The organism is Polaromonas sp. (assembly GCF_016185115.1).
Taxonomy (GTDB): Bacteria; Pseudomonadota; Gammaproteobacteria; order Burkholderiales; family Burkholderiaceae_C; genus Polaromonas.
Genome location: NZ_JACPOF010000020.1, coordinates 477,550 through 489,784 on the forward strand (window position 1 = coordinate 477,550; position 12,235 = coordinate 489,784).

The window sequence follows — 12,235 nt, forward strand, 5'->3', positions numbered from 1 at the left end:
GAAAGCAATCTGCAGTGTGAATTTGTCACTTTTGTTATTTTAGTTAGTATTGGTAAATAAAGGGGTCTTCAGTTGTTCGAAACCGCGCATAACAGCGATGATCATCAGGTCATCGGACCCTTGGGTAATGTGAAGAAGAAGGTGGCGCCCTTTCCTGGCGCTGCTTCCGTCCACAACTGGCCGCCATGGCGTCCTATGACCCGGCTGACCGTTGCCAGGCCCACGCCGGTGCCTGGAAATTCCGAAGCAGGGTGCAGACGCTGGAACGCCACAAACAGCTTGTCCACGTAGGCCATGTCAAATCCGACGCCATCGTCCCTGACAAAAAAGACCGGCAGGCCCGCGGCATCTGTTTGCTGGCCGACGGTGATGTTGGCACTGTCCTGCCGGGAGGTGAATTTCCAGGCATTGGCAAGCAGGTTCTCCATCAGCACACGTACCAGCCGCGCATCGCCCTGGGCAATCAGGCCGGGTTGAATATGGACCTGCACCTGGCGCTCCGGATGCCTGCCCCGCCAGTCGTCAAGAATACGGTGGCTCAGCGCCGACAGATCCACGGCTTCGATCTTCAGCTGCATGCGCGAGACCTGCGCCAGCGACAGCAGGTCTTCTATCAGCTTGCCCATCTGTGCCACGCCCGCCTGGATGCGCGACAGGTAATGAAGGCCTTTGGCGCCGACCTCAGTGGTGATCTGTTTTGACAACAAACGGCTGAAACCGTCTATGGTATTCAGCGGCGCACGCAGGTCATGTGAGACGGAGTATAAAAATGCTTCCAGCTCCTGGTTGGACAGGCGCAGGGCAGCCTCGATGTTCTTGATCTCGGTAATGTCCGCATCAATCCCTATCCAGAAGCTCACCTTGCCGTCCTCATCAAGCACAGGCGATGCGCGATAGGACATCACGTGGTAGCTGCCGTCGCGACCGCATAGCCGGCGAATACCTGTGTAGGAGGACTGTGTGGCCACAGCCCGCTCCCAGTTCTGAGTGACTTCACGCAAGTCTTCAGGATGAATGACGGATACCCACTGACGCCCCGTCCAGTCCTGGAGCTGGCCACCCACAAGCTCAAACCATGCGCGATTGAAGTAGGTCGCATCGCCATTGGTGTCAACCGTCCAGATCACTTGCGGCGCCTGCTCTGCAAGGGCGCGAAATAGCGCTTCCTGGCGGGCCAGTGCAAGGGTGCGCTCTGCCACTTTCTGCTCAAGCCCGGTGTTGAGCTGGTTCACCTGCTCCAGCAACCTGGCGTTTTCTATGGCGATGGAAGCCAGCTGCGCGAGCTCTATCGCCACATATTCATCCTGCAGCGTGAAGTCCCCTTCATATTTGTCAGACAGCTGCAACAGCCCCATGTTCTGGCCCTGGCGTCCCGTCAGCGGTACGGCGAGCCAACCGCGCATGACGGGGTGTTTGCCGGCATAACTGCCGAAATTCCCCCAGCGCGGATGGGCTTCGAGTTCCGACTGTGTCATGCGGACTACCCGGTTGTTCTCGCAGACCATGGCATAAATGCCCGAACCGTCCGGGGGGTCGCGCAGGTCCCTGTACCTGGCGTACTTTTCCGACAGCGACAGTGCATTGATGGACTGGGCCCAGTCGTTATCAAGCGTCAGGCTGACGACCGACTGGTGTGCGCCGATCACGCCACGCGCCTGCTCGGCGACCTCCTGCAACATGCCGTCCAGTGTCTGGTGCCAGGTGATGGCCTGGGCGGCGTCAGCGGCACGCTGAAGGGTAAAAAGGTACTCCTGCACATCGCGCTCTGCCCTGACCTGCGCCGTCATGTCAAGGGCCACGACGAAGCGCGCACTGCGGCCACCGTACTCGATAGGTGTGGACACCACATTGACTTGCAAGGCTGAACCGTCCTTGCGGTGATGCTCCCACGAGCTGCGTGGCGGTGCGCCTGACAGCTGGTTTTCCAGCGCCTCATGCTCGGCATCGCTGCGAATGTCAAAAATCGTCATCGACATGAACTCTTCGACAGAGTAGCCGTAGCCCTCAACGGCAGCGCGGTTGACTGTCAGGAATTGCAGTGTGGCCACGTCGTACACCCACATCGGCACCGGCGCCATTTCAAACAGCGCGGCATAACGCTGCTCGCTGTCCATCAATGCCTTCTCAGCCTGTTTGCGCTCCGTGATGTCGCGCTCCACCGCTACCCAGTGCGTGAACCACCCCTTCGCATCTGCGATGGGGACGATGTCCAGCTCTATCCAGAACTCCTCGCCTGCTTTCGTGTAATTGATGAGCTCTGCACGCACCGGCTTCCATGATTTGAGTGCGCTGGAAATGCGGCCCAGTTCTGCATTCTGCGTGTTGGGACCTTGCAGAAAGCGCGGCGACCGACCCAGGACCTCTTCCCTGGTGTAGCCCGTACGCCTCTCAAAGGCATCATTGACAAAAACAATGCGCGGGCCGGGCTCATCCACCGGTTCGGCTTCGGTGATGAGCACAATGTCGTTCAGGCGTGAGATCGCACTCTCCAGCAGTCGCAGGTGCTCGCGCGACTCGTGTTGCGCAGTAATGTCCTGCAGGGCTCCGGCCAGGGCCAGCGTTCTGCCGTTTTCCCTGAAGGCCTGGCCCTGGGTACGCACCCAGATACGGCGGCCTTTGGCGGTTATGAGCGGGAGCTCCATGTCCCAGGGCGTTCCGTTCCGGATCGCTGCACGCACGGCGGCATGCATGGCGGGTTGCGCCTCGGGGGCATAAAAGCTGACCGCTTCCATCGGCTCCAGCGTCTGTCCAGGATCCAGCTCATAGATACGGTAAAGCTCCTCGGACCACTCGACTTCCACGGGGGCCAGCCGGACTTCCCATCCACCGATACGGGCCATTTCGCCCGTGCGTCTGAGCTGGCTGGAGCTGTGGGCAAGTGCCAGTTCAAACTGTTTGCGGGAGGTGATGTCCTGCACCACGCCGCTGCGTGAAACGGGGTGGCCCTCTTCGTTGTCCAGCGTCTGGTCGCGCTGGTGCATCCAGCGCACTTCCCCTGCCGGGGTGATGATGCGGTACTCGACATCAAGCCGGACGCCGTCCCGGTGGGCACGAGCGCGCAGTTTTTCGTAATGATCCCTGTCATCGGGATGGATCATCTGAACGAAGGTGGCATGGCTGCCATCAAATTCACCGGGCTTCAGCCCGAAAATATCCTGAAGCTCATCCGACCATGCGAGCCGATTCCGGCCCATGTCGAGTTCCCAGTGACCAATGCGTCCCAGCTTTTGGGCGGCGATGAGCCGGCTCTGGGTCTGGCGCAGTTCGGCATAACTCTTCGCCTGCTCGGCCTCCCGATGCTGTAGTGACTCAGCCATGCTGTTGAACCCGCTGGCAATGCGGGTGAGCTCATTTCCAGGATCGTTGGGGAGCATCGGAATGCGCACGTCCAGCTGCCCCTCCTGGAGACGGCCTGTCGCCTCAAGAATTTCTGCCGCAGGTTTCACAATGGCCTTGCCGCCCAGCAGCCAGGCTATCCAGCCGCCCAGCAGCGCGACCAGGGTCAGCGCGACAAAATTCCGCGCCAGGCGCTTCCGGGACGGCTCAAGAACCTCGGACCTGTCCGCACTTACGACGACAAAAAATGGCGCTTCACGCGATGGCGTGCTGGGCATGAAGGCGTATATCTGCTCCGCACCGCTGGCATCACGGTCTTCAACGATGCCGGCTACACCCGCCTTGACGGCATTGCGCAGCGATTCGACGGCCAAAGGCTTGCCGACCACAGCTGCCCCCTCGGGGTTGGCCGCGAGCACCACGCCATCACGGTCCATGACGATGACACGCCCGCTGGCAGGCAATGAGCTTGCCCCGATGGCCCGGCCTATTTCGGACAGGTACATGGCTGCAAATGCCACGGCGGTGACTTCCCCGTCAGAACCCTTCACCGGCAGGGCAAAAGTCATGATGGGCCGGCCGCTGATACGCCCCAGCAGGTAACCGCCGGCTACAAAATTCCGGCTCGTCATGGCGGCCTTGAAATAGGGACGGTCACCAGCAAACGCCGGGGGGTTGTTGGGTACGCTGTGGCAACGAATTTGACCGTCAGTGCCGATCACCCCGACATTGGCATACACCAGCAGTTCATTGGTCAGGGACTTGAAGTAGCGCTGGCAATAAGGCTCCTTGCCCTCGACCATGTCAGGCACATGGGAGACGGCCACCAGCACCTGCCGCACGGAATCCGCCACCCGCTGCTGGTTGGCTGCCACCAGCGAGGCAGAGAACTCCAGGTTCGTCGTTGTCTGCGTGACAGCGTCATTCGCCGTGAGGACAGCCCCAACCAGGGAGAGTCCGAACAGCGGCACAGTCGCCGCGATCACCAGTATGACGAGGCGGGCACGCAGCGTAATGTCGGATTTCATCGCATCCCACAGGGCCTGTGATGGTGCACCAGAGGGGTACGTACCGGTACAAAAATCAAACCGGGAGCGCCTCGTTCACGCCCAGCCAGTAGGCCTGCAGGCAATCAAGTTTTTTGGTGAATTCTCCGAAATCGACAGGCTTGCGTATGAAGCTGTTGGCGCCGGCACGATAGCAGGCCACGATATCGGACTCCTCGCTCGATGAGGTCAACATCACCACCGGCACCATGGCCGTCAGCGGATTGGCGCGCACGCTGCGCAGCACATCAAGACCGGACAACTTTGGCAGCTTCATGTCGAGAAGTACGAAGGAAGGCTGCTTTTGCGTGTCACGCCCGGCATGCGCCCCCTGGCCAAACAGGAAGTCAAGTGCCTGCGCACCATCACGGGCGACCACAATCTCGGCATCGACGCCCTGCTCCTCCAGCGTCAGTACCGTCAGCTCAAGATGGTCCGGATTGTCTTCGACGACGAGTATCAGCTTGTTATTCATGGACATGCCTTGCACGCATTGTTGTCAGTTTTAAATATGAAATTCTCATTTTCATCATATTACAACTTCTCACAAAGCCCCTCACCAGAGGAGGGGCCAACTCACCCGCCTACCAGCGGGGAATCGCGTCGTCCTTCAGCTGGCCGCGCAGCTCGGCGTAATCGGGCACGACCGCACGTACAGTGTCCCAAAAACGCGGGCTGTGGTCCATCACACGAAGGTGGCTGAGCTCATGCACCACCACATAGTCGATCACCGACTGCCTGAAGTGGATCAGCCGCCAGTTCAGGCGGATGGAGCCGTCTGCACTGGCGCTGCCCCAGCGCGTGCCGGCACTTGAGAGGCTGAGCTTGCGCCACTGCACATTCAGCGTCGGGGCGAAATGGTTGAGCCGCTCGGTGAAGATGCGCTTGGCCTGCCGCATCAGCCAGGCCTGCACCGCATCGCGAATCTGCTCGGGGGTGGCGCTGTGCGGCAAGCCCACATGCAGGGTCAGGTGGGTGACACCAGGAAGTGTGTCGGCGTCATTGCTTTTAAGCTCGGCACCCACACCGCCAAAGGCATGGCGCGGGTCGAGCACGACAATCACCTGCTCGCCGAGGAAGGGCAGCGTGGCGCCATCTTTCCATTCGATGCGGGCCGACTCCAGCCGTTCATGGCGGGCCCGGGTTTCCTGCAGTTTGGTCAATATCCAGGCCGATTTCTCGAGCACGGCCTTGTCGATTTCATACAGCGGCACCCACTTGGGCGCGCTCACCGTCAGGCCTTCCGCACCCACCGAAAAACCTATGGTGCGGCGTTTGCCGCGCCTGAACTCATAACCAATGGCAATGCCCTCCAGCAGCGTCTCACGCGTGGCGCGCGGATGGCGGAATGTGGCCGGCGCCAGGGCCTGTTGCAGGGTTTGCGCGGGCAGCGACGGCCCTACAAATTCAGCAATGAAGGGCTCGGCTTTTTCGATCCGCGGTGGCACAGGCCGGGCAGTTTTTTTACCGCTGCTGCGCCTGGGCGGGGTCGGCGCTGCCGGAAGTTCAGGCCTTGTGTCAAAGAGATCAAGGGTGAACTGGAGCAGCCTTTGCATCATGGAAGTTTAGCGCGCAGCCGTTGCTTCTGCAGTGGCGTAGGCCTCAGGGTCCAGCCTGTGCATCTCGGCCTCGATCCAGGCCTCTACCTCACGCATCAGTTCTTCCGGCTGGCGTCCGGCACTGGGGATGGGCTTGCCAATCGAAAAATCCACAATACCCGGGTACTTGATGAACGCCTTGCGCGGCCAGCATTTGGCCGAGGTCACCGCGACGGGGATCACCGGTGCGCCGGTTTCAATCGCCAGCCGGGTGCCGCCGCTTTTGTAAACGCCTTTTTGGCCACGCGGAATGCGCGTGCCCTCAGGAAACATGATGACCCAGGTGCCCTGCGCCATCAGGCGCTTGCCCTGCGCCACAACCTTGCTGAAAGCCTGCGCACGCTGGCTGCGGTCAATATGGATCATGTCCATGCGGCTCATGGCCCAACCGAAAAACGGCACATACAACAGTTCTTTTTTGAACACGAATGCCAGCGGGTGCGGCATCAATGTCACCATTGAAAAGGTCTCCCAGGTGCTCTGGTGTTTGACCAGAAGCACACAGGCGCCCCGCTCTTCGGTGGGCAGGTTTTCCATGCCGGTCACCCTGTTCTGTATGCCCAGAATGACCGTGCCCCCGGTCACCGCCAGTCGCAGCCAGCCCGCGCACATCCAGTAAACCTGGGTGCTGCTGCCAAACAGCGAAAAGACCAGCACGGCAAGCGCCCATGGAATGACGGTAATCGTCATCCAGAGCAGGTGGAGGATTGAGCGAATCAGGGGCATGTGTGTGTTCTCGGCAATAGGCAGTGTGATGACAGCGCGCGGCTTTTCAGAGCGCCACCTGCAATGGCTGGGCGCTGCGCTCGAGGATGAAATCGACAAACGCGCCCAGGTCGGGGTGCAGGCGCGTACCCTCGGGCAAGCCATCGGGCTGTCCGCCATTGCGGTACTGTGCCGACTTGCCGGTCAATATAAGGTGGGGTTCACAGCCCGCAGCGGCACCGGCCTGCAGATCGCGCAGCGAATCACCGGCTGTCGGCACGCCCTTGAGCGGCACGCCAAAGCGCATGCCGATCTGCTCAAAGAGACCAGGCAGAGGCTTGCGGCAGTTGCAGCTTTCCTCGGGGCTGTGCGGGCAATAAAACACCGCATCAATACGGCCGCCAACGGCCGACAGCATCTTGTGCATCTTGGCATGCATGGCATTGAGCGATGCGACATCAAACAGGCCGCGGCCCAGGCCCGACTGGTTGGAAGCAATCACCACATGCCAGCCGGCATGGTTGAGGCGGGCAATCGCCTCCAGCGAGCCGGGCAATGGCATCCACTCATCAGGCGTCTTGACGAAATCGTCGCTGTCGCTGTTGATGGTGCCGTCGCGGTCGAGGATGACGAGTTTCATTCAGTGCCCTTATGCAGTGCGGTCAGACGGCCAGCCGCCGGGCCGCCCCAAGGCAGGCCAGCCCCTCGGGGGGCAGCGACGACACGGAGTGCGGAGCGTGGGGGCACATAGTCAAACCAGCTTTGACAGGTCAGCGACGCGATTCATTGCGTTGTGCAGAGTTGCCAGCAGGCCCAGGCGATTCAGGCGCAGGTCGAGTTGCTCAGCATTGACCATGACGCCTTCGAAGAAAGCGTCTACCGGCGCACGCAGGGCTGCAAGACTTTGCAGGGAAGCTGTGTAGTCACCGGATTCAAACTGCGCATCAGCTCCGTTAGCGACGTTTTTCATTGCCGCATACAGCGCGATTTCGCCGGGTTCGGTCAACAATACCTCGCTGACGTGTGCATCAACAGCATCCGTCTTTTTAAGTATGTTGCCGATGCGTTTGTTGGCGGCCGCAAGCGCGGGCGCTTCCGGAAGTGCGGCAAATGCCTTCACCGCTGCAAGGCGTTTGGCCACGTCACCGAGACGCGGTGGCTTGAGCGCAAGCACCGCCTCGACTTCCTGCGCGCTGTAGCCCTGCTCACGCAGTGAGCCGGCAAAGCGGTCATACACAAAATCGGCCAAGGGGGCCGCAGCGTCCTGTATCTTCTCGCCAAACACGGGCTGCGCACCGGCTATCAGGTCAGACACACCCAAGTGCAGGTCTTTTTCGACCAGCATACGAATCACACCCAGCGCGTGGCGGCGCAGGGCAAACGGGTCCTTGTCGCCCGTGGGCAGGTTACCGATGCCAAACATGCCGACCAAAGTTTCGAGCTTGTCGGCCAGCGCAACGACCATGCCCACATCATTGCGCGGCAGCTCATCGCCTGCAAAACGCGGCTTATAGTGGTCTTCAACAGCATCGGCCACATCGGCAGGCAGGCCATCGTTGAGCGCGTAATAACGACCCATGATGCCTTGCAGTTCAGGAAACTCGCCCACCATGTCTGTGACCAGGTCTGTCTTGGCAAGCTGTGCAGCCTGGTCGGCTTTTTGCGCCAGCGCATCACCACCGAGTTGCTGGCCAATCGCCCGGGCAATCGCACGCACACGCTCGACCCGCTCACCCTGCGTGCCCAGCTTGTTGTGATACACCACCTTGCCCAGAGCCTCGACGCGCGAAGCCAGCGACTTCTTGCGGTCCTGGTCATAGAAGAACTTGGCATCGGCCAGGCGGGGGCGCACCACACGCTCATTGCCGCCAATCACGGCGCTGGCGTCCACCGGGCTGATGTTGCTGACCACCAGGAATTTATTGGTGAGCTTGCCAGCCGTATCAAGCAGCGGAAAGTATTTCTGGTTGGCCTTCATCGTGAGGATGAGGCACTCCTGCGGTACATCGAGAAATTCCTTCTCGAATTCGCAGACCAGCACATTGGGGCGTTCGACCAACGCAGTGACTTCATCGAGCAGCGCGTCGTCGTCAATGGCCTTCACGCCACCGCCGACCTTTGCTGCGGCAGCGGCAAGCTGTCTGGCTATCTCTGCCTTGCGCCCTGCGAAGCTGGCAATCACGGCGCCATCCTTTTGCAAGGTGGCTGCGTAGCTGTCGGCGTCTTTCAGGACAACCGGATCAATATTTGCTTCGAAACGGTGACCATGCGTGGCGTTGCCAGCCTTCAGGCCCAGCGCCTCGATGGCCACGACATCACTGCCGTGCAACGCGACAAGGCCATGTGCGGGGCGCACAAACTTCACATCACTCCAGCCATCGGCCAGCTGGTAGGTCATGACTTTGGGGATAGGCAGTTTGGCAATCGCCTCAAGCAGGGCTTTTTGCAGGCCTTCAACCAGCGTTGCACCCTTGACATTGCTGTCGTAAAACAAGACTTCGGCCTTACCGTCTGGTGCGCGCTTCAGGCTTGCGACCGCCGATGCATCAGCACCAAGCGCCTGAAGTTTTTTGAGCAACGCGGGAGTGGCATTGCCAGAAGCATCAAGTCCCACCGTGACGGGCATGAGTTTTTGCGATACAGCCTTGTCAGTTGCCTGTGCCGCTACAGAAGTGATGTGAGCAGCCAATCGGCGCGGGGATGCAAAAGAGGTCAGCATCGCATCGGCACCGGCCAGGCCCTGCGCCTTGAGTTGTTCCAGCAACACACCGGCAAACGCATCGCCGAGTTTTTTAAGTGCCTTGGGCGGCAGCTCTTCAACAAACAGTTCGACCAGAAGGTTCTTCATCGTCATTTCTTATGCAGCCTTCTTGATCGTCGGGGTCATCTGTGCGACCCATTCGCGCGGCGCCATGGGGAAGCCCAGGCGCTCGCGGCTTTCAAAATAACTTTGCGCGACGGCGCGCGCCAGGTTGCGGATGCGGCCGATATAGGCAGCGCGCTCGGTCACGGAAATCGCGCCGCGCGCATCCAGCAAATTGAAACTGTGCGCCGCTTTCAACACCTGCTCGTAAGCCGGCAATGCCAGTTGCGCTTCAATCAGGTGTTTGGCCTGTTTCTCATGCGCAGTGAAAGCGGTAAACAGGAAGTCCGCGTCGCTGTGCTCGAAGTTATAGGTCGATTGCTCGACCTCATTCTGTTTGTAGACATCGCCGTAGCTCAGGCCTTCGGTCCATGTCAGGTTGTAGACGTTGTCCACGCCCTGCAGATACATGGCCAGGCGCTCGAGGCCGTAGGTGATCTCGCCAGTGATCGGCTTGCAGTCGATGCCGCCGACCTGCTGGAAGTAGGTGAACTGCGTGACTTCCATGCCGTTGAGCCAGACTTCCCAGCCCAGGCCCCAGGCGCCCAGTGTCGGGTTCTCCCAGTCGTCTTCAACAAAACGGATGTCGTTTTTCTTCAAATCGAAACCCAGGGCTTCGAGCGAGCCGAGGTACAGCTCAAGAATGTTGGCCGGTGCGGGTTTGAGCACGACCTGGTACTGGTAGTAGTGCTGCAGGCGATTGGGGTTCTCACCGTAGCGGCCATCCTTGGGGCGGCGGCTGGGCTGCACATAGGCAGCCTTCCAGGGTTCCGGACCGAGCGCGCGCAGGAAGGTGGCGGTGTGCGAGGTGCCGGCGCCGACCTCCATGTCGTAAGGCTGCAAAAGAGCGCAGCCCTGGTCAGCCCAGTAGGACTGCAGCTTCAGGATGATTTGCTGGAAAGTGAGCATAAGTTTTGATGGGTCGCGCAGGAGGTCTGCGGTGGCTTCATGACGGGGCAAGCCGCCGCACCGCGAAACCCTTGATTTTACGGGGCAAACCGGTGCCCGCAGGCCTGTTCAGGCTTTGCGGCGTTTATGTCCGGTCAGGGCTGAACCAAGCAGCACCAGCACGATCAGGCCCCACCATGGCCACAGACCCAGCCGGGAGGCCCACCAGGCATAAGGGGTGATCCCGCTGCGGCCCTCAACTTCAGCCACCAGCGCACCTCGGGTATGGCGCGGCAGCAGGTGGATGACCCGGCCCCGGTAGTCGATGACAGCCGTCGCGCCGGTATTGGTGGCGCGCAGCATGGGGCGCTCGAACTCCAGCGCCCGCATGCGCGAGATGTTGAGGTGCTGGTCAATCGCAATGGTGTTGCCGAACCAGGCGATGTTGCTGATGTTCACAAACATCGTCGGGCTGGCGGCCGGGTCGCGAAAGCGCGCCGCCAGTTCTTCGCCGAACAGGTCTTCGTAACAGATGTTGGGCGCCAGCCGCTGGCCCCGCCAGTCGAACGAGGGCTGGGTGACTGCACCGCTGTTGAAATCGGCCAGTGGAATGTTGACGATGGCCAGGAACCACTTGAACAGGGGGTGCACAAACTCGCCGAAGGGCACCAGGTGGTGCTTGTCGTAGCGGTAAACATCGTCGGCGAGGCCTTTGCCTTCAACCGTTTGCGGCTTGAGCGCGATGGCCGAATTGCTGTAGCCGGCCTGACTGTTGCCCAGCGGGATGCCGATGATGGCTGCGGTTGCGGGTGCCCCGGCTTGCGGCCTGACGAACCTGCGCAGCAGGGTGTCCAGATAATCAGGTCGCAATTGTGCAGGCAGCAGCGGAATGGCGGTTTCGGGCGTGACGACCAGCGAACTGGTCGCCGCCATCAACTGCTGGCCATACCAGTTGAGTGCATCGGGAATGCCTTTGCCGCCCTGGAATTTTTCGTCCTGCGCGATATTGCCCTGCAGCAGGGTGACGGTGAAGGGTTTGTTGCCCGTGGCGGCCACCGGGTAGGCGGTGGTAAAGCGGGAAACGGTATCTGCATCCACCCGCACGGCAAAACCCGTCGCGGCCGCGACGGCAAGCCCGGCAATCACAACACCCGCATTGCGCAAACGCGGCCTGAGAACCAGCCCCGCAATGGCAGCAGCGACAAACGCTGCACCAAGCGTCAGGCCATGCACGCCAACCAGTTTGGCAAGATTGGCAAAAGGCCCTTCAAGGTGGGCGTAACCGCCTTCACCCCATGGGAAGCCTGTAAAAAATTCGACCCGGCCCAATTCCGCCATCAGCCATAGCGCGGCAAACAGCAGCGCCCGTTGCGCCCGGTTGACAGGCGCAATGGCCACAAACAGGCCACAGACAACAGCGTAATAAAGCGCCAGGAAGGCCGCCAGCCCGACGATGGCGATCACCGCCAGCGGCGACGCAAGGCCGCCATAGGTGTGCAGCGAGATAAACAGCCACCACCAGGTGGCGCACTGCATCGCTGTGGCAAACAGCCAGCCCAGAAAAGCGCCGCGCTTCCATGTGCGGCAGTTGTCCAGATACAGGGCAAGCACCACCAGCGACAGCAACTGCAGCCACCACACCGGCTGGCCCCGCATCAAGCCGAAAGAGAACGGCCAGGCAATGCTCAGCGCATGGGCGCACCCGGCGAGAACAACGATGGCGATCTGCATCAATGACGCACCGCTGCGCGGCGCAGGCTGGGCTGCGTGCTCAAGCAGGGCCGGCAGGGTGGGCAGTG

General features: G+C 60.7%; 8 protein-coding genes. All 8 read right to left on the reverse strand.

Annotation, left to right across the window (positions count from 1 at the left end; genetic code table 11):
- Positions 1-104 precede the first annotated feature (104 nt).
- The 8 genes from HYX42_RS15290 to lnt all read right to left on the reverse strand — a co-directional run bounded on the left by HYX42_RS15290 (position 105) and on the right by lnt (position 12,167).
- On the reverse strand, positions 105-4,364 hold the full coding sequence (locus tag HYX42_RS15290; RefSeq protein WP_293404505.1) for a PAS domain S-box protein: 4,260 nt from the start codon (positions 4,362-4,364) through the stop codon (positions 105-107).
- A 55-nt stretch (positions 4,365-4,419) separates the two neighbouring features.
- Positions 4,420-4,857, reverse strand: coding sequence for a response regulator (locus HYX42_RS15295; protein ID WP_293404557.1), 438 nt, complete (start codon positions 4,855-4,857; stop codon positions 4,420-4,422).
- Positions 4,858-4,966: 109 nt separating this feature from the next.
- Positions 4,967-5,941 (reverse strand): SprT family zinc-dependent metalloprotease, encoded by a 975-nt coding sequence (locus tag HYX42_RS15300; protein WP_293404508.1) that lies wholly within the window; start codon positions 5,939-5,941, stop codon positions 4,967-4,969.
- 6 nt (positions 5,942-5,947) lie between these two features.
- On the reverse strand, positions 5,948-6,706 hold the full coding sequence (locus HYX42_RS15305; RefSeq protein WP_293404510.1) for a 1-acyl-sn-glycerol-3-phosphate acyltransferase: 759 nt from the start codon (positions 6,704-6,706) through the stop codon (positions 5,948-5,950).
- A gap of 46 nt (positions 6,707-6,752) precedes the next feature.
- Positions 6,753-7,325 carry a D-glycero-beta-D-manno-heptose 1,7-bisphosphate 7-phosphatase gene (gmhB, locus tag HYX42_RS15310; RefSeq protein ID WP_293404512.1) on the reverse strand — a complete coding sequence of 191 codons (573 nt, stop codon included), beginning with the start codon at positions 7,323-7,325 and terminating at the stop codon, positions 6,753-6,755.
- A 111-nt stretch (positions 7,326-7,436) separates the two neighbouring features.
- Complete coding sequence (gene glyS / locus HYX42_RS15315; RefSeq protein ID WP_293404514.1) at positions 7,437-9,539, reverse strand: glycine--tRNA ligase subunit beta; 2,103 nt, start codon at positions 9,537-9,539, stop codon at positions 7,437-7,439.
- 3 nt (positions 9,540-9,542) lie between these two features.
- Positions 9,543-10,457: a glycine--tRNA ligase subunit alpha gene (glyQ, locus tag HYX42_RS15320; RefSeq protein ID WP_293404516.1), complete on the reverse strand. Its 915-nt coding sequence runs from the start codon at positions 10,455-10,457 to the stop codon at positions 9,543-9,545.
- A gap of 108 nt (positions 10,458-10,565) precedes the next feature.
- On the reverse strand, positions 10,566-12,167 hold the full coding sequence (gene lnt, locus HYX42_RS15325; RefSeq protein ID WP_293404558.1) for an apolipoprotein N-acyltransferase: 1,602 nt from the start codon (positions 12,165-12,167) through the stop codon (positions 10,566-10,568).
- Positions 12,168-12,235: the final 68 nt, after the last annotated feature.

Excerpts from the sequence above, each read along its gene's own strand:
- HYX42_RS15290 (WP_293404505.1), bottom strand. The coding sequence starts at position 4,364 with ATGAAATCCGACATTACGCTGCGTGCCCGCCTCGTCATACTGGTGATC.
- glyQ (WP_293404516.1), bottom strand. The coding sequence starts at position 10,457 with ATGCTCACTTTCCAGCAAATCATCCTGAAGCTGCAGTCCTACTGGGCT.
- HYX42_RS15300 (WP_293404508.1), bottom strand. The coding sequence starts at position 5,941 with ATGATGCAAAGGCTGCTCCAGTTCACCCTTGATCTCTTTGACACAAGG.
- lnt (WP_293404558.1), bottom strand. The coding sequence starts at position 12,167 with ATGCAGATCGCCATCGTTGTTCTCGCCGGGTGCGCCCATGCGCTGAGC.
- HYX42_RS15295 (WP_293404557.1), bottom strand. The coding sequence starts at position 4,857 with ATGAATAACAAGCTGATACTCGTCGTCGAAGACAATCCGGACCATCTT.
- glyS (WP_293404514.1), bottom strand. The coding sequence starts at position 9,539 with ATGACGATGAAGAACCTTCTGGTCGAACTGTTTGTTGAAGAGCTGCCG.
- HYX42_RS15305 (WP_293404510.1), bottom strand. The coding sequence starts at position 6,706 with ATGCCCCTGATTCGCTCAATCCTCCACCTGCTCTGGATGACGATTACC.
- gmhB (WP_293404512.1), bottom strand. The coding sequence starts at position 7,325 with ATGAAACTCGTCATCCTCGACCGCGACGGCACCATCAACAGCGACAGC.